The 23,573-nt window shown below is 48.1% G+C and carries 21 protein-coding genes; 14 read left to right on the top strand and 7 right to left on the bottom strand.

Annotation, left to right across the window (positions count from 1 at the left end; translation table 11 throughout):
* Positions 1–26: 26 nt before the first annotated feature.
* From ACI955_RS12655 to cls, 4 genes are read right to left on the bottom strand one after another with little or no spacing between them, the layout of a single operon-like run.
* Positions 27–2,348 (bottom strand): MlaD family protein, encoded by a 2,322-nt coding sequence (locus tag ACI955_RS12655; protein WP_415244105.1) that lies wholly within the window; start codon positions 2,346–2,348, stop codon positions 27–29.
* Positions 2,341–2,955 carry a paraquat-inducible protein A gene (locus tag ACI955_RS12650; RefSeq protein WP_415244140.1) on the bottom strand — a complete coding sequence of 205 codons (615 nt, stop codon included), beginning with the start codon at positions 2,953–2,955 and terminating at the stop codon, positions 2,341–2,343. The genes ACI955_RS12655 and ACI955_RS12650 overlap by 8 nt, the downstream gene beginning before the upstream one ends.
* Before the next feature lie 2 nt (positions 2,956–2,957).
* Positions 2,958–3,587 (bottom strand): paraquat-inducible protein A, encoded by a 630-nt coding sequence (locus ACI955_RS12645; RefSeq protein WP_415244104.1) that lies wholly within the window; start codon positions 3,585–3,587, stop codon positions 2,958–2,960.
* 8 nt (positions 3,588–3,595) lie between these two features.
* On the bottom strand, positions 3,596–5,062 hold the full coding sequence (gene cls / locus ACI955_RS12640) for a cardiolipin synthase (protein ID WP_415244103.1): 1,467 nt from the start codon (positions 5,060–5,062) through the stop codon (positions 3,596–3,598).
* A 280-nt stretch (positions 5,063–5,342) separates the two neighbouring features.
* Between cls and ACI955_RS12635 the strand changes: the two genes are divergently transcribed.
* Together ACI955_RS12635 and ACI955_RS12630 are read left to right on the top strand one after the other, a co-directional pair.
* On the top strand, positions 5,343–5,801 hold the full coding sequence (locus tag ACI955_RS12635; RefSeq protein ID WP_415244102.1) for a MaoC family dehydratase: 459 nt from the start codon (positions 5,343–5,345) through the stop codon (positions 5,799–5,801).
* Positions 5,802–5,964: 163 nt separating this feature from the next.
* On the top strand, positions 5,965–7,167 hold the full coding sequence (locus tag ACI955_RS12630) for an amidohydrolase family protein (RefSeq protein ID WP_415244101.1): 1,203 nt from the start codon (positions 5,965–5,967) through the stop codon (positions 7,165–7,167).
* Positions 7,168–7,613: 446 nt separating this feature from the next.
* Here the strand turns inward: ACI955_RS12630 and ACI955_RS12625 are convergent, their stop codons facing one another.
* A complete protein-coding gene (locus tag ACI955_RS12625; RefSeq protein ID WP_415244100.1) occupies positions 7,614–8,414 on the bottom strand; it encodes an alpha/beta fold hydrolase in 801 nt (266 codons plus the stop codon).
* A 593-nt stretch (positions 8,415–9,007) separates the two neighbouring features.
* On the opposite strand from ACI955_RS12625, the gene ACI955_RS12620 reads away from it, so the two are divergent.
* From ACI955_RS12620 to chrA, 6 genes are all read left to right on the top strand, one after another.
* On the top strand, positions 9,008–9,292 hold the full coding sequence (locus ACI955_RS12620) for a hypothetical protein (protein WP_415244099.1): 285 nt from the start codon (positions 9,008–9,010) through the stop codon (positions 9,290–9,292).
* Between the two features lie 309 nt (positions 9,293–9,601).
* Entirely contained in the window at positions 9,602–10,219 is a 618-nt protein-coding gene (gene trhA, locus ACI955_RS12615) for a PAQR family membrane homeostasis protein TrhA (RefSeq protein ID WP_415244139.1), read from the top strand.
* Between the two features lie 29 nt (positions 10,220–10,248).
* Positions 10,249–10,521, top strand: a complete 273-nt coding sequence (locus ACI955_RS12610) for a hypothetical protein (RefSeq protein WP_415244098.1) — start codon at positions 10,249–10,251, stop codon at positions 10,519–10,521.
* A gap of 36 nt (positions 10,522–10,557) precedes the next feature.
* Positions 10,558–10,944: an acyl-CoA thioesterase gene (locus tag ACI955_RS12605; RefSeq protein WP_415244097.1), complete on the top strand. Its 387-nt coding sequence runs from the start codon at positions 10,558–10,560 to the stop codon at positions 10,942–10,944.
* A gap of 169 nt (positions 10,945–11,113) precedes the next feature.
* A complete protein-coding gene (locus ACI955_RS12600; protein WP_415244096.1) occupies positions 11,114–12,898 on the top strand; it encodes a DEAD/DEAH box helicase in 1,785 nt (594 codons plus the stop codon).
* Positions 12,899–12,958: 60 nt separating this feature from the next.
* The gene (gene chrA, locus ACI955_RS12595; RefSeq protein WP_415244095.1) at positions 12,959–14,092 is read left to right on the top strand and encodes a chromate efflux transporter; all 1,134 of its coding nucleotides are present in this window, start codon (positions 12,959–12,961) and stop codon (positions 14,090–14,092) included.
* Positions 14,093–14,168: 76 nt separating this feature from the next.
* Here chrA and ACI955_RS12590 read toward each other — a convergent pair whose 3' ends face one another.
* Entirely contained in the window at positions 14,169–15,050 is an 882-nt protein-coding gene (locus tag ACI955_RS12590; RefSeq protein WP_415244094.1) for a LysR substrate-binding domain-containing protein, read from the bottom strand.
* A 113-nt stretch (positions 15,051–15,163) separates the two neighbouring features.
* Here ACI955_RS12590 and ACI955_RS12585 point away from each other — a divergent pair, with 113 nt between their 5' ends.
* The 3 genes from ACI955_RS12585 (at position 15,164) to ACI955_RS12575 (ending at position 18,632) form a co-directional block, all read left to right on the top strand.
* Complete coding sequence (locus ACI955_RS12585) at positions 15,164–16,606, top strand: HAD-IB family hydrolase (protein WP_415244093.1); 1,443 nt, start codon at positions 15,164–15,166, stop codon at positions 16,604–16,606.
* Positions 16,607–16,696: 90 nt separating this feature from the next.
* Positions 16,697–18,112 carry a wax ester/triacylglycerol synthase domain-containing protein gene (locus tag ACI955_RS12580; protein ID WP_415244092.1) on the top strand — a complete coding sequence of 472 codons (1,416 nt, stop codon included), beginning with the start codon at positions 16,697–16,699 and terminating at the stop codon, positions 18,110–18,112.
* Between the two features lie 160 nt (positions 18,113–18,272).
* On the top strand, positions 18,273–18,632 hold the full coding sequence (locus tag ACI955_RS12575; protein ID WP_415244091.1) for a globin: 360 nt from the start codon (positions 18,273–18,275) through the stop codon (positions 18,630–18,632).
* A gap of 31 nt (positions 18,633–18,663) precedes the next feature.
* Here ACI955_RS12575 and ACI955_RS12570 read toward each other — a convergent pair whose 3' ends face one another.
* Entirely contained in the window at positions 18,664–21,411 is a 2,748-nt protein-coding gene (locus ACI955_RS12570; protein ID WP_415244090.1) for a LuxR C-terminal-related transcriptional regulator, read from the bottom strand.
* A gap of 539 nt (positions 21,412–21,950) precedes the next feature.
* Between ACI955_RS12570 and ACI955_RS12565 the strand changes: the two genes are divergently transcribed.
* From ACI955_RS12565 to ACI955_RS12555, 3 genes are read left to right on the top strand one after another with little or no spacing between them, the layout of a single operon-like run.
* Positions 21,951–22,703 (top strand): glucose 1-dehydrogenase, encoded by a 753-nt coding sequence (locus ACI955_RS12565; protein WP_415244089.1) that lies wholly within the window; start codon positions 21,951–21,953, stop codon positions 22,701–22,703.
* Positions 22,704–22,737: 34 nt separating this feature from the next.
* Positions 22,738–23,229: a flavin reductase family protein gene (locus ACI955_RS12560; RefSeq protein WP_415244088.1), complete on the top strand. Its 492-nt coding sequence runs from the start codon at positions 22,738–22,740 to the stop codon at positions 23,227–23,229.
* Positions 23,230–23,243: 14 nt separating this feature from the next.
* Positions 23,244–23,564, top strand: a complete 321-nt coding sequence (locus tag ACI955_RS12555) for a 2Fe-2S ferredoxin (protein ID WP_415244087.1) — start codon at positions 23,244–23,246, stop codon at positions 23,562–23,564.
* The last annotated feature ends 9 nt before the right edge of the window (positions 23,565–23,573 follow it).

The following is a 23,573-nucleotide window of genomic DNA, read 5'->3' as shown; positions in this document are numbered from 1 at the left end:
CTTTACGCTGATGTTGTGACAACTTGTTAATCCGCTCTTATCCAGTTTTCACCGGTATCGACTTCCTGCGGCAGTGGGATCTGCGGTTTCCATTCCAGCCAGCGTTGATCCACCGATTGATGAAGGGCAAAACTCTTGCCGTCGTTCACAACCGGCGCTAATGGCGCCCCGTCTGGAGTAGCAAAGGCGATGCCACCTTCTAATAAGGATTCAATGGATTTGCTGCGAATGGTGGCGCCGCTAAATAGGCCGAATTTTACGGCGATACCGCTGGAGTTCCAAAATTGGCTGTTTTCGCGGACAAGGCCTGCATATCGCGGCTCGATATTAATGTGAATAAGGGTCTGGCGAGCATCCTCTGCCAGCTCGTAGCCAAATACCTCGCCGACCGGGATGTCTCGATAAAAGACTTTGACGCCATCTTTGATAGAGCCACGTTGGGCGGCGGTAAGAATTAAGTTAAGGCCGTTGCCTGGCTTGCTGAGCGGCGGGGGGTTATCGAGAGCGACGAATGCGTTAGTGCTGCTGCCATAACCGGGGCGAACGGTAATATAGCTGCCGGTTACTAGAGTTTCTAAATTTCGAGTACCGATGAGTCCGAGTTGTGGGCGCACCACCCAGAACTGACTGCCGGCGCGAGCCAGCGCTTTGGCGGAGGGGGCTAGTCGCGCGCTGACCTTGACGCGGTCCATATTGTCATCTAATTCTAAAGCGACGACTTCGCCGACCTTAATACCTTGGTATTTGATTTCGGTACCTTTGTTGATATTGTTGCCAGTGGCGAAATACAGGTGGATATCTCGGCCTTTTTCATCCGAAGTGCTTTGGAAGTCGGGGTATAAGGTGTAGCGCAATCCCTCCCAAGCCAGCTGTGGTTTGTTGATCACTGGGGTGTGAAAAGCAATGCCGCCAGCAACAATTGTTGCCAGAGAGTCGGCGTGGATGTCTAGCCCACTCAAACCGCCGCTGATACTCAGTCCGCTAGCATTCCAGAATTGAGATTCACGATGCACCAAATGGGCGTAGCGCTGGTGTATAAAGATACCGATATTTACGCCGTCTTTTTCCAGGTCGACAGACTCGATTTGGCCCACGGCAATTTTTCGATAATAGATTTTACTACCGACACTCACCGAGCTGAGTTCATCGCTGCGCAGCGTAAGCCGTAATCCAGGCTCCTGAACGCGCCTCTCTGGCGCTGTAATTAGGGCGGTGTACTGCTTGAGAATAGTGCCGCCTTTACCCTCTACTTGAAGGTTGATATAGGGGCCACTTATTATTGCATCTAAGCCACTCACGCCATTGCTGGAAAGCTCTGGCTTCACCAGCCAAAACTGGGTGTTTTCATTTAAGTAACGGTTGTAAGGAGGGGATACCGCAATCTGGATGCTAGCACCGAGATTGGGGTTGTCATCGACAAACGTCAAGCTATCTACCTTGCCAATTTCCATGCCCATCAGCTGCACTTTGCTGCCGACCTTTAAGCCGTCAGGGTTTCTAAAAAAGACGGTGATCAGCTTGCTACCTTTGGCTCTGTCATGGCTTTTAAACAAACTGAAACTCGCCATATGACTCGCTTCAGGGGCTGACTTTACGGGGGTGTCAAAGGCGATGCCGCCGGCCAAAATACTCGCTATCGATCCGGTTTCAATATCGATACCTTGCAGGCCGGCATTTACCTTTATGCCGCTTTGCACCCAAAAGCGTGAGCTACTATTGACCAAGTGGCGGTACTGCGGATCTATGCGGACGCTGATTTCAATATCATCGCCCTTGAGTTGATAGCTCTCAACCGCCCCCACATCAATTTTTTGATACAGCAGCGGCGCGCCGACAGATAGCGACCCCAGCTCCTCGGCGCTTAATACCAAGCGTAAACCGGGCAGGTTATTGGTTTGCGGCGGCGGCGTATTTAATGCCGTGAAATGCAGGCTAGGTTTGCCGTCACCGGGCTCGAAACTGATGTAATTGCCCGCCACAAGGGTGTCTAGACCAGAGACGCCAGACAGTGATATTTGGGGTTTTACTAGCCAGAATTGGGTGTTTTCCTTAATAAGTGGCGCTATCTGCTGTGATAATTCTAGCGTTGCGGTTACTCCCTCTAGGTCGTCGTCAAGCTGCAAGCTTTGCACGTGACCAACATCAATGCCCTGATAAATAACCGGCGTTTTGCCAACATTAATGCCGCTGCCATTGTTAAAGGCGAGGGTGACGTTCAGACCGCTGTCATTGAGGCTCTGATACATAAGCCATGCGGCGATGCCCAAGGCAATCAGCGGCAGCAGCCAGATTGCCGAAAGGCCGCGCTTAGGCGCCAGTACGGCGGACGATATATTGCGATCAGTCATTATCTAAGTCCCATAATAAACGCGGGTCAAAACTATTTGCGGCCAAGAGGGTAAATACCACCACGGCGGCGAAGGCAGTGGCAGCGGGGCCGCTTTCTACTGTGGCGATATTGCCTAGGTGTACCAATGTGACCAAAATCGAGATCATGAATAAGTCGAGCATGGACCAGCGACCAATAAAGTGAATGAAACGGTATAGCGTGGTGCATTGCCGGCGGTTTAAGGGGAGTTGGAATTGCACAACGAGCATCAAAATGATCAGAATAATAAGCTTTATTACCGGCACCGCAATGCTGGCAATAAACACGATGGCGGCGATGGCTTGGAGGTCAGCCACCCACAGCTTAACAACACCAGACATGATGGTGTCAGGATCACCTTGACCAAAGCTAATGACGGTCAGTATGGGCAAAATATTTGCTGGCAGCAGCAAGGCTATTGCGGCAAGGGTATACGCCCAGCTGCGCTGTAAGCTTCGGATTTTGCGGAAGCTCAGTACTGTGCCGCAGCGTGGGCAGGTGGCCGCAGTGCTGCGGTTGAGGGCCGGCAGATGACTGAGTTTGCCACATTCATTGCAGCGAGCGATGCCGCGTTGTTGAGCGCTAATAGTCATGTGGGTTTATTTTTTTCCCAATGCTGCCAGGCCTGTTCTTCATGAAAATACTGACTACACAGAATAATACACAGCAGCAGGGCGCTCACGCAGAACGTGCCGCCAGAGATACTGACCTCTCCGTCGTGCATCATTTTAACGTAGGCAACGATGATACCCAGGGCATAAACTTCTAGCATATTCCAGCTTTGCATCCAGCATTTGTATTTGAGCCAGAGTGGGAAGTGGCGAGGGAAATGATTTATTCGAATGCTCAGGCACACCACCGCAGTGAGCGCTAAATGCATAAGCGGTGCGACCAGAGAGCACAACAGAATTAACACCGCGAGCATTCTCTCCTGTTCCAGCCACATGCTGTAGATACCACCGAGCAGAGAGTTGCTGCCGTGCTGACCGACCATGGTGAATTTTAAAATGGGTAGCGTGATCGCGGGGTAAAATAAAATTAAACCGCTTATTGCCGCGGCAAAGCTTATGGTGTCAGTGTGTTTGGCTGAATGCCAAAGTACGGCCTTGCATCGCGGGCAGCGCCCTTCTAGATGGTGATCGCGCTGCGCGGTCTGCAATAATAGATCGCAGTCGGGACAGGCCGTGAGTTCTTTCGGAATATGACTGGGTATTGTCATGGGGCTATTTATTGCAGCGGTGCGAATAGATAGGCGCAGCGGCTGAGGATGCGGCGTGTGAGTGACCATTGTGCCACTTCGCGTGGCAGCAACTGGGTACATTTTTCAAAATCGTTGTTGAGCATCACTTCCATTTTGCTGGCAAATTCCACGCTGTGATTGATAACACAGAGTTCAAAATTGAGACGAAAGGACCGGTTGTCCAAATTGGCGGTACCGACCACGCTGATATCATCATCTACTAACATTACTTTCTGATGCAAGAAGCCGGTTTGGTAGTAATAAAACTGTACGCCTCTGGGGAGGGTTTCTTTGATGGCGGTATAGGACGAAAGTTGAATCATTCGCTTGTCGGGTTTAGCCGGCAGCATAATCCTGACATCGACGCCGCGCATGGCGGCGAGTTGCAGGGCGTGAATAACTGGCGCATCTGGAACAAAGTAGGGGCTTACTATCCAAAGTCGCTGACCGGCTTGATGAATCATATTTAAGAAGTACAGCTCGCAGCTGTCGGTATTGTCGGCGGGACCGGTGGCTAATACCAAGCTGTTTAAGGGGCCGTCTACGCTAGTGGCTTGCCAATTGAGCACTGGCAGCGACTCGTTTGTCCAGAACCAATCTTCTGCAAACGCCAATTGCACTGATTGAACTGCGGGGCCAGCTATCGCAATACCGGTGTCGCGCCAGGGAGTTAGCACTGGGTGCATATCGCGGTACTCATCACCAATGTTCATGCCGCCGATAAAGGCGTAGTTGCCATCACACACGACAATTTTGCGGTGATTGCGAAAATTGAGTTGCAGGCGGTTACCCAAACCCTTGGTACTGTTGAAGGAACATATATTGACGCCGTTCTTACGCATGTTTTTTACGTAATAATTGGGTAGTTTAAGGCAGCCTATTTCGTCATATACACAGTAAATACGCAGTCCTTGCTGGGCCTTTTTAATCAATAGCTCTGCCAGCTCACGGCCTATTTTATCATCACGAATAATATAAAATTCTAGTAGTACATAGTCTTTTGCCGCTTCTATACGCGTGAATATCTCGGCAAAGGCATGTTGACCATTAATAAGAAGCTGGCAGTCATTGCCTGAGCAAAATGGCAAGGTAGTGAGTTGCTCTAGCGCGACCAAACGTGGGTCATGACTACTCTTTTCGGCGGCTAGGGCGGGGAAATCTGCGAGGAGCTTGTTGGCTATTTCATCAATTTGTAATTGGTTGTGACGTTTGGCCAGAGCGTAACCGCGGAATTTGCGGCGACCAAATATCCAGTACAGTGGCACAAATACCGGGGGGAAGCCGATCAACACAATAGCCCAGGCGACTGCACCTTGTGCTGTTCGGGTTTTCATAATGGCTTCTATGGCTGACAAAATACCTAATATGGCAAAGGTGGCGGCTAATAGTGCGCCAATACCGGTTAGGTTGCTGATAATCCAGTTCCATACTTCTGGTACGGGGTAGGTCGCCATGTGGTATTGCGTATCCCTATATTAATTACTAAGGCTTTTCTCGCCTCGATTATATAGCGCGCGCTTCTTTAGACAAGGTGCTTGTGTGCTGGCGTCTAGTTTGGCGAATAAAGGTGAGCGGCCATACATAGCTGAGAGCGGGAGATCGTCGTCTTGTTAGACTATGCCTCAGTATTTATAGGCAATGGTAAAGTTGCCGAACGTGAATCAGAATCCCAGCCGCTCATTTTAAGCGGGTGGCCAAGACATAAAAAGATATCGGCCAGATACCGGAGACCCAATGACCACCGTATTTAAGCAACCACAAGAACTCTTCTCAGCGCTTGGCGCCGAGCTAGGCACTAGCGAATGGCTGGAGCTTGATCAACAGCGCATTAATTTATTTGCCGATGCCACTGGCGACCATCAGTGGATACATGTGGACCCGGAGAGAGCAAAGGACGGACCGTTTGGTAAGTGTATTGCTCACGGCTATTTAACGTTGTCTTTGGTGAATTTGTTCTTGCCTCAGATTGTTGATGTGCAGGGCATTTCTATGGGTGTGAACGTGGGCTGTGACCGGATTCGCTTTCCTGCTCCCGTGCCTGTTGGCTCCCGAGTGCGCGGCAGTGGCGAGTTGATTTCTGTTGAAGAAATAAAGGGCGGTGTTCAGGCCGTGGTCAGAGTCACGGTAGAAATTGAAGGCAATGATAGGCCCGCATGTGTGGCTGACACGATTAGTCGCTACTTCCCCGCATAATGGATTCTTTTGTAAACCCTTATTAGCGCATGTCTTGGCGGTGAGCTTTTTTGTCACCGCCTAGTGGCGACTGCGGCTAATGTTTTTGTCTGAGAGCCGGCGTAGAGTGGTGTTGAGTCCGCTTATCAGTCCAGCTACAGGTCCAGTTATAAGGCGCATTGCTATGAATTCACTTCCTTATTCTCTAATCGATTGCGACAACCATTATTACGAGCCTGACGATTGCTTTAGTCGGCATATAGAATCTCGCTTTCGGGATCGCACGGTGTGGGTTGAGCGCGAGCGCGATGATGGCTTTGGTATTATGAGGCTGGGTGAGGAGCGCTTAAATTTCTTTAGCGTTGGTGTGGGGGATTATGTTGGCGCCCCCGGAGCCATGAAGGCCTTTTTTAAAGGTGATGTTGATATCGGCGGCGCAGTTAATGCCAATGCGATTCGCGCCATCGACTGCCCTGAGTTTATTAATAAAGATACGCGTCTAAAAAGAATGGATGAGCAAGACGTAGAAGCTTGCGTGATGATTCCAACCTTGGGATGCGGTGTGGAATATCAGCTCCGCAAGCCTATGCATCATGATGTTGCCTACCCAAGTATTCGTGCCTTTAATCGCTGGGTGGCGGAGGATTGGGGCTGGGGTGGCGATGGCAGGGTGTTTTCCACCGCCATGATGAGCTTGCTAGATGTGACCCAGGCTTTGCTTGAGCTAGAGCGTGTTATAAAAGAAGGGTGTCGTTTAGTACAAATTAATACCGGTCCGATAGAGGGCCGATCGCCGGCCGATCCGCATTTTGATCCTTTCTGGGCTCGGGTGCAGGAGGCGGGTCTGATCGTGACCTACCATATTGGTAGCGGTCCGTTTACCGAGCTTCACGCTGCGCCCTGGGGCGAACCCGCCAACCCGCCGTCGCATCGTTTTACGGCATTTAATATGTATGTTGGTATGGGCGAGCGTACGGTCGTCGATCAGCTAGCCGCAACTATTTTTCAAAATCTGTTTGGGCGTTTTCCCCGTCTGCAATTTTTAATTGTTGAGTTTGGTGCGGCGTGGCTGCCGCATCTACTGAAAACCATGGATAAAATTTATCGGCTTGGTGATCACAAGAGTCGTTGGCCTTATGGCAAACCCGAGCTTCCGAGTGAGGTGTTTCGCAAGCACTTTAAAATAGTGCCCTTTCATGAGGATGATTTTAGCCATATCGCTAAAAGTGTGGGGGTGGACGTTATTCTAAATGGATCCGATTATCCCCATCCCGAAGGCTTGCTCTGGCCTGCGGAAATGGTAGAGGAGATGGAGGGATTTTCCGAGGGCGAGATCTACCAGATGATGCGAGGCAATGCGGCAAAAATGCTGGGTATTGGCGCATAAATACGCATATATACTTTTTTGTCATACAGCTGCCGGTAAATAGAGGTGCTTTGCTCAAATTTGGGGGCACAATTTTCAGCAGACTTGTGATTTGCAGAGGGTAATGATGGGGATACTATAAGGTGATGTGGTGGTTGATGCTTACCATGAATTTTCGCATCCTCGCGAGGTGATGGCTGGGATAGTGACGGGATTGAAACCGGGCGGCCGGGTAGTGCTGGTTTAATACCGCGGTGAACACAACAGAGTGCAGATCAGGCGACTGCATAAAATGACCCAACAGTAAGCCAAAAAAGCAATGAGCGCGGTCGGCTTACAATGGCTTCGTACCGACGACTATTTGCCGCAACAACATGTCATGATATTCAGCAAACAGTGAGCGAGTTGCCCATTACTTAGCAGAGCTCGCAATGAATACCAGTCACAGATCACCCGCATCAACGAAATTATAGATGTGATTTAATAAAGTTGGCAATATATTGATTGACTATTTCTGGTTGCTCAAGGGACACAGAATGGCCTGCCTTGGGTATCACAACCATCTGACTACCAGCAGTGGTTCGAGCAATATTTTCTGATAAAGGTACCTCATACGCATGATCCTGCTCTCCTGCCAATACTAGCAAGGGAACTTTGTTATTCTCAAGTTCTTTCAAGATGCCGTTGCGATGAATAACGCCGTATGCACTTCGGGCGATATCTGTTCCAAGTTTGAGCATATAATTGCGCCAGTACTCGCGCTCATCAGAGCGGGATGAGTCTGCTAAATAATCATCACCAAACATAATATACATAAGCGTATCGATAAACGGTTCGGTGCCCTGTGCAGCTAAACCTGCTATTAGTGGCGAAAACTGCTCTAATTTATACTCAAGCTCTGCACTAGAACCCAGTACAATGCAGCCCTTAAGTAAATCTGAGCGACGAGCGGCTAAACGCAGCGCGATAAAGCCTCCCATAGAGTTGCCGGCGAAGAAGCAAGGCTCTAATTCAAGTGCTTCAATTAAGGCCGCAGCATCATCTGCGTGTGTATCCATATCGACGCTGACTAATCCTGTACGGGCGCTTTGCCCTTGGTCTCGGTGGTCGTAGCGCACTATCCGAATGTTTTTAGTCAAATGTTTTGCTTGGTGTTCAAACATCTGTTGATCAAAAAACAGTGAGTGGCTTAACACCAAAACCGGAGCGTCTTTCGGCCCTTGGTCTTGATAAAAAATGGTGGTTCCGTTCACGTCAATCTTTGGCATGGTGTTCCCTTTTTATTTGAAAATAAGTCTATCTAGTGTCGACGCAGAGAAATCGAATACAACAACATAAATTATTATTTACACTACAGGATGACGAATACAATCTTTATCATAACTAGCTTAAAACGTAAATGAGTATCAATTGAAGCGTGTAAAATAGAATCCTTTTAGGTTAATGAAATAATTTATGATAAGCAGCTACACAAAATTTATCACAGTCTCAAAGCTGCGCCATAATGATGCTATATATGGTTTGATAATATATATTGAGTCAATGACCGACTAATTAGTTGGCTTGCAAAAATACTGCATATCAATTTTGGCTTAAGAAAGTCTGTTGTTTATTGATTGCTTAGTCACTCTCAACACCACCTCAAGTGAGCCTTTTAATATGTGCTACTCGGTGGGTTATGATTCTTTTATCTGATGGATTCTCAGCGGTTCTTTGAACGTCATGGTGCGATATGGGAACGGTATTTCAATACCTGCTTGGTCTAGGGCGCGTTTGATGGCGCCGACTACTTCACATCGAGATTTTCGTTGGCCCAGCGGAGAGTACGTAATTGAATTTGAATGTAGCACGGAGTCAGTCAATGGATTTGACACATGGCAGTGTATTGCAGGGTGGTCGGGAATTGTTATCTGACGTTCCCATGTACATTTCCACTAGCAAGAAATATGTTAAGTGGGGTGGCTGCCTGCATTTAAATAAGCAGATCAGCGAGCGTCTAGTCGGAACGGATTATAGTATCCGTCTGCGCAATGGCCGCTTGGGCCAAATTCGAATTCGCAAAGTGGTAAACACCAGCGGTTCTCTGCATGTCGAATTACTCTTCGATGGCCTCGGTAGCTTGGATGCCGACGTCGGCGCTGTTTGAACGTGTGTTGGCTTTTCCTCTCGTCTATATTCGTGCGTAGTTATTGACTGCAGTTATCTGCTGTCCTTGTCGAATATCTCCCTCCCTAGTCTATTTCAGATAATGGCGGCGCAAAGGTGGGAGATTTTCTCTCTTGATCAGCTTTGCTGCCTAAATTGGCGTATCCATTTTGCCGCACTGTCCCCGCTAAAAACCCATACCTAGAATCCAATATCTGTTAAATTGACGTTCAAATTAGCGCATGGCCGCAAATTTTGCTCTGATGTTTCTCGTGAGCTAGTAATCAACGATTCAGGTGGTAATAGTATTTTGTATAAGGGCGAGCGTTTTAACAGCGTGTCTCATTTTGCGGGTGCCTTAGCGGCGGCGCTTGGTAGCGCGGCGCTGATATGGCCGGCAGTGCAAGACGCTGAGGTCTGGAAAATATTAGGTTTTTCGATTTACAGTATCTCGCTGCTATCGCTGTATACGTTTTCAACCCTTTATCACAGTACTCAGGGCGCGAGTAAGGCCCTGTATCGGCAGTTAGACCATTTAGCGATCTATCTACTTATTGCCGGCACGTATACTCCATTTTTAGTGGTAACACTCCGTGAAGCCGGCGGTTGGTGGATGTTTGCTGTGATTTGGTCTTTGGCGGCGGTGGGTATGATCCTTGAGGTCATCCCTAAGGCTGGTCGGCGCGCCTGGTCAATCGCTGTTTATTTGCTTATGGGTTGGTTGGCGGTATTCCTGATTAAGCCCTTGAGTGCTGCGTTGCCAGAAGGTGGCTTTAGCCTGCTATTGGCGGGTGGTATTGCCTACACCGTGGGTATTATTTTTTATGTGTTTGATAAGAAAATCACCCACTTTCACGGTATATGGCATCTTTTTGTCTTAGCCGGTAGTGTGTGTCATTTCTTTACCATCTATTACTATGTCGCCTGAAGTGACGAGATAACTAGAGGTCGGATTTCTTGATTTTATGTCGTATTGTAATTGCCTTTGGTCTGCTAAACGTTCTGCTGTTACTGATTGCCGCGCTGATGCCGCTGCCTTTTAATGGGCTTGAATATGGTTGGTCGCAGGCGTCGTCGCTGATGATTTTACAGGGGTTTATAACAGCGGCGATGATATATGCCGCTAGCGAAAAATTGCGCGGTAGTGATATCGGGCAAAAAGCCTTTCCGGCGTCAATAATGAGTTATGTGCTGTGGCTGTGTATGTTCCTGCGGTGGGTAGCTCAGTAAACTAACCCCGCCTATGGCGGTGAAGGGTAGATAAAGATGTTGCTTTGCACTATGGAGCCTCGGTTCTGTGAAACAGATGCCTTGGGCCATATAAATAATACTGTTGTGCCCATGTGGTTTGAAACCGGCAGAGTGCCGGTATTTGAGATATTTAATCCCGGTCAGCATTTAAATGCGTGGAATATGATTTTACGTAAGATAGATGTCGATTTTGTGGCGCAGATTTATTACGGCCACCCAGTTGAGATCAGGACGCGCGTTGGTCATGTCGGTAGCTCCTCCTTTGTCTGCGAACATGAAGCTTGGCAGCGGGGCAGTCTTGTCGCCACGGGCAGTGCGGTGATGATTTATTTTGACTTTGAACAGCAGCGCAAACAGGAAATTACCGCCGCTTTGCGCGTCGAGTTGGAAAAACTGCGCTAAGGGTGGGGTGTGCGCGCCACTCTTGGGGTGCTAATGCCAAAAAAGGCCAAAGGTTTCAAGGTATTTCTGCGTTCATATCGGTATAATGCGGCCTCAACGCCATATCTGCGTTCGGCCGAGTGTGAGGTCTAATGTTGCGGCGACTCATGCATTTTTTACGGTAGCGATTATGCCCTCAGATACGGCCGCGGCAGCGGAAATTATGACTTTTGACGATTTGGGTTTAGCACCCATGGTCCTTGCCGCTGTGAAAGCGGTTGGTTACGAAACACCTTCGCCAATCCAGGCGGCAACAATTCCCTTTATTCTGGCAGGCAGAGACCTCGTTGGTCAGGCCCAGACTGGTACCGGTAAAACAGCAGCATTTGCGCTGCCTTTACTATCTCGTCTCGATGTAAATAGCCGTCGTACTCAAGCCTTAATTTTGGCGCCAACACGCGAATTAGCGATTCAGGTAGCGGAAGCACTGCAGAGCTATGCGTCGCATATGCCTGGTTTCCACGTCCTACCCATTTACGGTGGTCAAGATTATCGCGGTCAACTGGCGGCTTTAAAACGCGGTGTTCAGGTTGTTGTCGGTACGCCTGGCCGGGTAATGGATCACATGCGTCGCGGTACCTTAAAGCTCGATGATTTGAGCCATTTGGTATTAGATGAAGCAGATGAAATGCTCCGCATGGGCTTCATTGATGATGTTGAATGGGTTATGGCGCAAATGCCTGCGAAGCGTCAAATTGCCTTATTCTCAGCCACAATGCCATCGGCTATTCGTCGCATCGCTAATACGTATTTGAACAACCCCGAGCAAGTCACCATTCAAACCAAGACCTCAACGGCGATAACGATCCGTCAGCGTTATTGGATGGCGCGTGGTTTGAATAAGCTGGATGCCTTAACCCGTATTCTGGAGGCCGAACCTTTTGATGGCATGATTATTTTCGTGCGGACCAAATTGGTGACCACCGAGCTTGCCGAGAAATTACAGGCCCGCGGCTACGCAGCAGCGGCTTTGAATGGCGATATCGCTCAAGCCCAGCGCGAGCGCACGGTTGAATACCTGAAAAATGGTCGTTTGGATATCATTATTGCTACTGATGTCGCCGCACGTGGTTTGGACGTTGAGCGTATTAGTCACGTTATCAACTACGATATTCCACATGACACCGAAGCCTATGTGCACCGGATCGGTCGTACTGGTCGCGCTGGTCGCAGCGGTGATGCGATCTTGTTTGTGGCACCACGTGAAAAACGTATGCTTCAGGCAATCGAACGCGCCACGCGTCAATCCATTGAAGAAATGGGTTTGCCGACGGCAGAGAATATCAATGCACTGCGCGTTGACCGGTTTATGCAGAAGATCACCGAGACCCTCGCGGGCACGGATCTTAGCTTCTTCCGTAAGATGCTTCAGGAATATGTAACCGAGCACGATGTGTCTGAACTCGATGTCGCTGCGGCTTTGGCGAGTCAATTGCAGGGCGACAAGCCACTGCTAGTAAAAGATGCGCCCAAGCTGATGACTGAATCGCGTGCTCGCGACAAGGTTGGTGGCGGCAAGCGTGCGGCAGAGTCAACGCTGCAGCGCTACCGTTTAGAAGTCGGGCGTGAGCACGGTGTGAGTGCGGGTAATATTGTTGGTGCTATCGCCAATGAAGCCAATATTGATAGTGCTAATATCGGTCGTATTTCAATCTACCCAGAGTTCAGCACCGTCGATTTGCCTGCAGATTTGCCTGCTGGTGCGTTTGATTGCTTAAAGACCACCCGCGTTGCTGGCCAGGCTTTGAATATCTCTGTTCATGAAGGCGGTGATATGCCTATTGAGCGCGAGCGTCCTCGCAAGCCGCGTGTTAGTAAGACCGGCGAGAAAGGTGGTCGTAAGCCAGTCACAAAAGTGATTAAGGCTAAACCTAAGACTCCGGTAACTCCAAGAGAAAAACGCGGCAAGCTATAAACCGTAATACGCTTGGTTTACACTCTTCTCGCTTTATTAAAGTAGTATTGAGGGGAGAGTGTGAACGTGGTGTGGCGTACTTTTCTGCAGTTCCTCTATTTGGGCTGTGTTAGTTTTGGTGGCCCAGCCGCACATATCGCTTATTTTCGAAAAGTGTTTGTTGAGCAAAAATCTTGGTTAAGTGAACAGGAATTTGCCGCTAATCTCGCACTATGTCAATTTTTACCTGGACCATCTTCTAGCCAACTTGGCTACGCGATCGCCTGTCGGCGTGGTGGAATTGCTGCGGGTGTTGCGGCATTCCTGGGCTTTACCCTACCGTCTTTTATTCTTATGTATAGCCTTGCTGTTTGGCAGTTAGATCTTGCCAAGGGGTCTCTGCAATACGGCGTTGTGAGTGGCTTAAAGCTGTTAGCGGTGGCGGTGGTGGCCGATGCAGCGTGGGGAATGGCCAATCAGTTTTGCCGACAGCCGCTAAGCATTGCACTTACCTTGCTTAGCACTGCGGTGCTGAGCTGGGCGATGACGCCGCTGTGGCAGTTCTCATTAATGGTGCTCGCAGCGGCATCAATGGCGTGGCGAGCGGGTCCTACGCAGACCGGCGCGAGTATTGCGACTGATTTCACGCTGCTGATTTGCGTGACGGTATTCGCGCTGTTGTTTACGATTGCCATGGTGTTTCCCGAGGCGATCTTTTCAATATTTTATCAGGCGGGCAGCTTGGTGTTTGGCGGCGGCCATGTTGTATTGCCGCTGTTGGAGCCGCTGGTAGGCGACGCCTTGAGCAAAGATCAGTTTCTATTGGGCTACGCCGCCGCGCAGGCAATGCCGGGGCCAATGTTTTCCTTTAGCGCGTATCTTGGCGCGGCTATGCGTCCTGATGCTGCGCTGTCATACGCTATTATTGCCACGCTAGCTGTCTTCGCGCCGGGCTTCTTGCTGTTGTCGGGGTTTAGCGGGATATGGCAGCAACTATCAATACGCCCGCGTATTGTCGCGGCTATTGCGGGTGTTAATGCCGTCGCTGTGGGTATGTTAGCCGCAGCATGGATAGATCCAGTGCTCACAAGTGCGCCGCATAACGGGCTTGCACTTTTTCTGGCGGTAACGGGGTTTATTGCTCTGCGTAGTAAGCGCGTTCCGATCCTGGTGATTGTTGCGGCGTTCGCTCTGTGCGGCGCGGCTTTTTATTAGTAACGCTTAGCTGCAGCTCAAAAATAATAATGATACGAGCCCAAGCCAAGCGAGTTGAAATATCGTTATTCTCATTCTAGCTTGCCAAAATGTTTACCAGCGCTGATGCCGGTGCTGATAGTTCAAACTCCTGCCGGTGGGCGCAACATACGCTTAGCTTCTCGGCAGAAGTAAAGCCGAGGATAGTGAAGCGTTTAAGAAACTCACGATTTTGGAGATAATTTTGTCCCACTGTCGCTACAGCGTCGGTAGCGGCGACCACTTCGCAGGCCAGCGGGAAGTGGCCAATAATATGTATTGGGTGATCAGGCGGTATTTCGGTGTCGCCAAATAAGCGGTTGGTGATTTCGGGAGAGGCACCATCTCGCTCGGGAAGTACCAAGGGGTAGTTTAATATATGCTTTGATGACACCGCCCGTTTATTAGTTAAAGGATGATCGCGGCGGGTAAAGAAGTAGGCGTCAAAGGGTTGTAGTGGAATAATTTTAAACTCGCGCCTTTCCTCAAGTGCCCGCATTGGGCCAATGATCAGCTCAGAATCACCTGCTCTTAAAAGGCTAATGGCCTGCTCTGTCGATACCGATTTTATATCTACTTTTAAGCTCGGGTAGTGCGTGAGTAACTGAGGTAGCGCGGGATTCATGAGGGTTATCAACGGTGGCGGTGAAATGCATAGGCGCAAATGAGATTCTCGGTACGCTCGAAATTCCTTGGCATCCAGATCTAGGCGTTCAATATCGGCAAGAATGCGCGCTGCGCGGTCAATGATGCTTCGCCCCTGCGGAGTGGCAATGACACCTCTTGCGCGGCGCTCAAATAAGGCTATGCCCAATTCCTTTTCCACCTCGGCGACGGTTCGGGTTAGGCTGGGCTGCGAAACGTGAATGGCCGAGGCGGCAGCGGTCATCGAGCCAAATCGATCAACGGCGACAATATAACGTAATTTATTGGTATTCAAAGGTATACGGTTTCCAAATATTACAGTAAAAATAGTATTGGACTGAATATTAGTTACGTTGTCAAATGAGACCATATTCGCAGTCACTTGAATGATCTAGGAGCTATACCGGTATGCACCCTTATACTGAAATCACGGCAGAAATTGATAACGCTCCCGCAGGGCCACAGATCGCCGCGCTGTTTGATTTTGACGGTACGATCATTGATGGTTATTCGGTCTTTAGCTTTCTTCGTGAGCAGGTACGTCGAGGTGATTTAGCGCCATTCGAAATACTGGCGACGGTCGACGCCGTTGCGCGTTTTGGCTTGGGAAGTGCCGATTTCACTGCGCTTATGTCATTGTCTGCCCACAGCATGAAAGGTTTAAAAGAAGAGGATTACCTCGATGTGGCCCAAAAGCTTTTTGAGCGCGATCTAGCAAAAAAAATCATTCCTGAAACTCGCGCCTTAATAGAAGCCCATATGCGCAAAGGCCACACGGTGGCAATTATTTCCTCTGCGACCCCTTATCAAGTTGTGCCCTGCGCGAAATATCTCGGCATCGATAAGGTCGCTTGCAGCACCATTGAAGTTAAAAACGGCATCTTTACCGGCGAACTGGGTGGCCCACTGTGCTTTGGTGTCGGTAAAGTTAATGCAGCCCTAGCGTTGGCTGAGACCCATGATGTCGATCTGGACAATAGTTACTTTTACTCTGACAGCACTGACGACATCGAACTCCTCGAATATGTCGGTAAACCGCGGCCACTTAACCCGAGTCACAAATTAAGAGATATTGCTGAGAAACGTGGCTGGCCGGTGCGGGTCTTTAGAAGTCGTTCAAGAAAATCAGTCATGGGTCTAACTCGTAATATCGCCACCAAGATTAGCCTCGTCGGTTCGGTATTAGCGGGTTTGCCAATTTGGGCGCTGACGGGATCTAAGCAGGAAGCCCGAAATTTTTCGATGTCGCTATTCGGTGACTTAGCGAGCGCAGTGGCGGGGCTCAAGCTCGAGGTTGTCGGTGAGAAAAACCTCTGGGCAGCTCGCCCCGCGGTGTTCATCTTTAATCACCAAAGTGATATCGATGTCATGATTTGCGCCAAGCTGCTACGCCGAAACTTTTCAGGCGTCGGCAAAGCCGAGATTAAGAAAATGCCACTGATTGGCGTAGCCATGGAATACTCCGGTGTGGTGTTAATTGATCGCAATAATAGCAAGGGCGCGATTGCAGCGCTCGATCCCTTGATCGACAGAATCAAGCAAGATCAGATTTCTGTTGTTATGGCGCCAGAGGGCACCCGCACCCATTCGAAGAAACCCAAGCCGTTTAAAAAGGGCGCATTTCATATCGCGATGCAGGCGGGGGTTCCGATTATCCCCATCGTTATTCATAACGCCATGGATGTATCCCCAATGGGTGACACCTTGTATTACCCCGGTACTGTCGAGGTAGAAGTTCTCGCTCCAATTGATACCAGTGATTGGACCACCGCTAATCTCCACACTCAGGTGACCAAGGTAGAGGCGCTTTATAAAGCCGCGCTGGACAAGTCTACGGCGGTGGGTGAATAACTAGTCTGATTTTTATACGTTATTATATTTTTTATCTGCGGTCTCGGCCCTACTTGAGACATATCATTTCAGCACTGAGCGAGAGCGAGCATGGAACAAATAAAACCCCAAGACGCGCAGTTTCTTTATACCGAAACAGACGATAATTTCAACCATATTACCGTCTTGCTTAACTTTGGTGGTCCCACAGTCCACAGCGAAAGCGCTGTGGACTGTGGCGCAATAATAACGTTTTTAAAACAAAAGCTAGAACAGTACCCAATATACTCGCAACGCTTGGTGCGATTGCCTGCAGAGCTGGATTACCCCTACTGGCTTAACGACGACGACTTCAACGCTGATGAGCACTTTAATGTGTCGCCGCTCGCCGCAGCGGGTGAGTGGCCCGTCCTGCGAGAGGCTGCGTGCTACCTTCATTCTCAGCCCATGGATATGGAGCGCCCCTTATGGGACGTCACGATATTTACCGGTGTTCATTGCAACGGTGCCAATAAAAACGGATTCACTATTGCTATGCGGCTGCATCATGTCGCTATTGATGGGGTCGGGATGGTAAAACTGCTGGCAAACTTAGCAATGCCGGCAACCGCACTCGATGTTCGCCCAGTAGCAGAGCCTAACGAGCAGGGTAATGTATTGTCTTGGTCTAATGTAGCGGGCCGGGCAGTCGCCAATAGGCTCCGTCAATCCATCGACCTGGGCGGCACCTTATTAAAAGGTACTAAGCTTATCGCACCCTCCGCGCGGCGCTATCTTAATACCAAACCCTCAGAGCGGCAGCGTGTGCCCCCTAGTCGATTTAATACCAGTGTTAGTGGCGACAAGATATTTGACGTGATTAATGTCGATCTTAAAGTCTTGGGTGCCCTGCGGCGTCTTCATCCTGGAGCGACGGTTAATGATGTCGTCCTGAGTATTTGCGCGGGGGCGCTGCGGCGTTATTTGGACAAACACGGTGAGCTGAACTCGCAATCTTTAGTCGCCTGGGTACCAATTAATGCAAGAACGGCGGAGAGCCAAAAAGGCGGTGACACCGGCAATAATCTAAGCGCGTTTACAGCCTCTATATATACAAATATTGCCGACCCTGCGGCCAGGCTGGGCAAGATAGTGACGGCTACTCAGAATGGCAAAAGTGGAAAATCCGGAGCGGGTCTGCTTCTTAATATCACTAAATGCCTATCTGCTCCGGAGCAGTATTTATTCGCCCGAGCTATTAACGCAACGTCGGCTGCTAGCTCAACCTGTAATTTATTCGTCTCCAACGTCCCTGGCCCCGCCCAGCCAATTTCCTTGGCGGGGTATCCTTTGGAAAGTACATCGGGACTACCACCGCTGGGCGAAGGTATGGGGCTTTTTATTGCCACGCCTAGCTACAACGGCAAACTGTATTTCAATGTGATTTCAACAGCGGCAATTTTGCCGGATATTGAGTTCTTTATGAAATGCCTTCAAGAATCGTTTATTGAGATGCAGGCATCACTGGCGGATTTGACTAGTAGTTAAGTCTTAGGGAATACGCTTTATGTTTTGGGGCGTGGTTTTACACAGAGAAGCTTGAGCTAGATTAAGGACAGTCGAGTCCAAGTCTTGTGTAATGCCAAACTCAATTCATAAGGACAGATGTGGCTGCGCGGATTGCGGTGCATCTGTGGAGAGTCAGCGAATGTCCGAAGAGCAAAGCCCCTATCAGATCTTGGGTGAAGACAAGATCAAGGCGCTAGCCAGCACCTTCTATGAGGTCATAGACAAATTGCAGGATGCCAACCGCTTCAGAGAGATGCACGGCAAAAGCTTAGTTGATATTAAACAGAAATTGGCCGAGTACTTGAACGGCTGGTTGGATAGGCCTCCACGGTATTACGAAAAGCACGGCATCGTCTGTCTCACCAAGCCTCATACTCCTTATGCTATTGGATCTGAGGAGCGAAACCAGTTCCATCTAGCTCTTGAACGTATTGATGCCAGCGAAGATCTTAAGCTTATGTTGCGCACCCCAGTGTTCCGTCTGGCCGATATGATTTGAAACCGCGATGAGTCGGTGAGCTAGGTTTGTTTTAAAGTTGAAAGTGCCGCGCGACTGTCACAGCGGCAGTGCGGTTAGCAACGCGCAATTTCGCGTATAGATTTTTCAAATGCCAGGCAATGGTATGCTGACTAACACTCATTTCTATGGCGAGCTCTTTGTTTTTTAGTCCCTTGGCAAGGAGTTTTAAAAGGTCTAGTTCCCTAGGGGTGAGTGGTTCTATGTCATTAATGTCAGTGGTAATCTCTTCTATAGCAGAGCGGCTGACGCCAAAATTTTCTTTTAGAGTAGCGAGGTATTGTTCACCCTCAAGACTACTGTTTAGATCGCCATCATTTGGCCAGCGCGATAGAGTCTTTTGAAAAGCCTCATGGAGTGCCGGATCAGATTCGATAAATGTCTGCAAGAAACTGCCGTTGGCACCAAGTTGGATTGATTCAGTAAGCCGATTAAGAACACTTCTATCCTTGCCAAGTTGCAGTAGTGCACTTGCTTCAATTAGTAGTATTTTAATTAAGTGGCGATCTTGATTTAGTTTTCTGGCAAGTGCGGATTGTCTGTTTAGGATGGGAATAGCCTGTTCGGGCTTACCGATACCTAGGAAGTATATACATGCACCCATATCAACATAGTATTGAACCTCAGACCAATATTCATGACTGCTGTTATCTTGCGGTATATTCAGTGTGCTGAGTTTTTTTAGATCGATGAATACAGTCGCAGCGGACTCAAGCTTGCCATGCTTGCATAAGAGCCTAATTCGTTCAGACAACATCGCTGCCACTAATCGATTGTAATGATCTTTTTTACCTATTGCTTCGCCTTCAGCGAGAAACTGTAAGGCTTTCTCAATATCCCCTTTAGCGGCAGCGAGCTTTGATGATATTTGGTAGTAGCAAACTAAGGGCTCGATTACTGAAGATTCGTGTCTAACAACTGCGCTATTTTGAATGCATTCAGATGCGCGGGAAAGATCACCCCATTCATAATATATTTCGGCAGATAGCGCGCTCGGAACAGCGAATGGCATCCACTGATCTTTAAAACCCTTACCTGCAATGAGTTGGGCTTTTTCGTACAGTTCATTTGCTTTTTTCAGGTGGCCAGAAAGACGATATCCGAGGCCTCGAAAAATGAGTATATATACCGTCGCACGGAAATTATTTATATCTCCTAAAATGTCATTTTCTATTGCGAGACGATGACCCTCATCAAATCTTCCTTGATGCATTAAGGCATAAACCAACGCAGCAATATAGGTGTTGCGAAAGAATATATGTTCTTTTGATATGTCAATTTCGACGGTATTCGCAAATTCAGAAATTTGGATTTCATTATCACTGACTACAGTAATAACGCCCTTTTGGGCCTCAATGTTACTCAGTAGTTTACTGAGTTTGTTTTTGGCTACGGTATTTTGTTCTCTAGCTAAAGCCAATGTCGACTCTGCATTGCTGCAGTGCTCAATGGCAGTAGAGTAATCTCTTTGAAGAATGGCGACCCAGCCTAGTCCAAGTTGGAGGCACGGATTTTCTTTTACATATTGAACTGGTAAGCGATTAATCCATATTGCTAGGGTCGCTAGGCGGTTTCTTGATAATAGCATTTCCAAACTATTTTCTATGGCATCGGCGGCGTAGTCCCAGTCTTCTACTACTAGCATATGATTTATAGCTTCATGTAGTAAATTGTTAGCTATACACCACTTATACGCTCGCCTGTGTATTAGATGCAGATCTTTCTTTTTTCTTGACAACATTTTTTCCTGAAGAAAGCTGCGAAAAATATGATGGTAGCGATAACAAGAAAGTTGTTCATCTAAGGTGACAATGAATAAATTCATTCGACGTAATTGAGCGAGTATCGAATCGCTATCATGTCTTTCGGTTACCGCATCGCAAAGCTCTGGTGTAAGTATCTCAAGTATTGATGTTTCAATAAGAAAGTTCTTAATCAAGTCTGGCAGTTGAGAAAAAATATCGCATTCTATGTATTCGGAGAAGTCTGATTCCCGCCCTGAAAACCTACGTATATACTCATCGATATTGGTATCTTTCTTTAAAGATAAAGATGCTATATGAAGTCCGTTTATCCAGCCGTCGACACGTTCAAGTAGTAATCCAATATTGTCATTACTTAGACTTGGAAGTGACTTGCTCGAAAGTATTTTAACTGCTTCAGAATAATTTACTCGTAAGTCGTCAGCGGATATTTCTATGAGATTTTTACGCGCTCGGAGTTTTCCAAATTTGGCAAAAGAAGATCGACTCGAAATGATTATTCTAAGATTGTGGGGACCACTACCGAGTAGTTCTACCATTATATCTTCAATGTCAGCTGAATTGGAGCGGTGAAGATCGTCTAGAATTATCGTAATAGGCTCGCCAAAAGATAGTATCTCGTTCATCAGCGTAGTCAGGATAACCCTAAAAGATAGCACCATTCCTGAACCGATTAATGCCTGCGAGGCGACGCCAATATTCTTTCCTAGCGATTGAAGGGCATAAGAAATCCCGGTCAGAAAGTGGATAGGGTCAGAGTCATTTTCCGAAACTGACAACCAGGCAACTTGTTTGTTCTCTAATTTCAGCTGATTAAAATACTGCACAAGAAGACTTGTTTTGCCAAATCCAGCGGGTGCAGAGACTAAATAATTACCATTAGAACCATGGGATTCTTGTAAAAGTGTCAAGCATTGTCGCTCGATTAGCTCTATTGAGCTTTTGGGGGGACGAGTTTTCGCCAAATTGACGATACTTCGGTGATTCAGTTCATTCACAATGGGGGCTGCGTTATTTTTTATAATTGATGTTATTCAGTGGATGAACAATACACTCTACATATTCAATACTCAAGGTTAGTCCTAGGCTCATAGCTTATCTTGCGGCCGGCCAAAACGGGCACTAAGAAGCAGCGGTCAGCTATAGCTAGCTAATAACTCACTTCAAAACCCGCTTAATTTTTGATCAGGGCGCTATGTGGTATATCGTCAGTCCTTAGCGATTTATATCTCATTGCCTAGTTACTTATTCCGTCGGCCTTGCCTATGTCCATATTGAGTAGCTAGTGCATTCCGATACCTGATCAGATCAGTTCGACAGAGCGGCTTGCCGTTTCTCTGAAATCAGATGTACTAGTCCAGCGCTAGTAAAATCATTATCAAACATCCTATCCCCCCCCCTCGGATTAATGGCAAGCAATTTTACCTGCTTGGGTGGTTATTGTTACTCCTAAGTTCACTACGATGACGTCATTGTCAGTGAGGTGTGCGGATATCGATTGACTTACGTAAGCCCGTAATTATAAAGGTGAGCCATTATGATAAAAGAAAAAGTAATCATCATTACAGGCGCAGGATCAGGTATTGGCAAGGGAACCGCTCTAGCTATGGCTAAAGAGGGAGCGAAGTTAGTACTTGCTGATATAGACAGAGAAGCGGGTGAGAAAGTTTGTCTGGAGTTACTCGATCTAGGGTATGAGGCAACGTTTGTGCAGACCGATGTTACCGACTCTGTACAAGTCGAGAATATGGTTGCCCATGCCGTAAATACCTTTGGTCGCCTTGATTGTGCGTTTAACAACGCCGGGATTGAGGGACAACTTGTTGCCTTAGATGAAATCGATATTGGTCACTTTGAGCGCACTATCGCAGTAAACCTGACGGGTGTCTTTTTATGTATGAAATATCAGATAAAAGCGATGCTGAAAAATGGAGGTGGCGCGATCGTTAATAATTCATCGGTAATGGGCCTCGTGGCGGCACCAATGATATCGACTTACTGCGCAAGTAAGCACGCAGTAGTCGGCATAAGCAAAAGCGCGGCACTTGACTACGTTAAACAGAATATTCGCATTAATGCTGTTTGTCCTGGTGGCGTCGCGACTCCCATGGTTACCCAAGTGCTAGCAGAGACACCGGATGCTCTTAAAGACATTTTGGCTGCGGTACCCGCGAAGAGATTAGCCGCAACATATGAACTAGCGGAAGCTGTTATCTGGCTTTGTTCGGATCGTTCAAGTTTTGTCACTGGAACAGTGTTGCCCGTAGATGGCGGATACACAGCGCAATAATACTCCGACATAAATATAACTGTAGGAATAGGTTATGACGCTTGATTATCGAGAGTTACGCAATGCGCTAGGTCTATTTGCCACTGGCGTGACGTTGATAACGACGACCTCAAAAACCGGTGACGTTATTGCAATGACCGCAAATTCCTTTTCTTCATTGTCTTTGCAACCACCACTAGTGCTTTGGTCTATAGATTTAAAATCCAATATTTATGAGGCTTTCAATGGCGCTGAGCGATTTGGCGTAAATATCTTAGCTATAGACCAGCAGGATGTGGCGGATACATTCGCCCGTTCGACAAATGATCAATCTGAATTCATAAAAAGATTTGATATCGGTGATTATGGAAGTCCAGTGCTAAGTGGCTCGCGCGCTGTTTTGGAGTGTGAGGTCACTACCAAGTATATCGCCGGCGATCATCAAATCCTGGTAGGAAAAGTGCTTGAATATAAAGTTGATTTCTCAGTTGCACCACTTATTTTTTCCGGTGGTAAGTATCACGAACTCGGCGCTCAGATTAGCTGAAAAGAGGTGTGAATATGGTGAAAGTGAAGTTCGTATCCGCTAGTGGTGGCGTTATAGACGCGGAATGCAGTTCAGGTTGTACACTGATGGAATGTGCTAGCAATTATATGGTGGCCGAAATTGAGGCGCAGTGTGGTGGTGGATGTGCCTGTGGCACTTGTCATTGTTACCCTCGAATAGAGTGGTTAGATAAGTTACCGCCTATGGAGGACATTGAGGCCTGCACACTGGAGGGTGGGATGGCTGAGATTAGACCTACTAGCAGGCTGGCATGTCAGATCGAGCTGACCGAGGAGCTGTCCGGGCTGATTATTGATTTGCCCGAAATTGCTTGAGAAAAAATT

The organism is Zhongshania sp. (assembly GCF_047636175.1).
Lineage (GTDB): Bacteria > Pseudomonadota > Gammaproteobacteria > Pseudomonadales > Spongiibacteraceae > Spongiibacter.
Note: the sequence above shows the minus strand (reverse complement) of the source record. Positions and strands in the feature narration are given on the sequence as shown.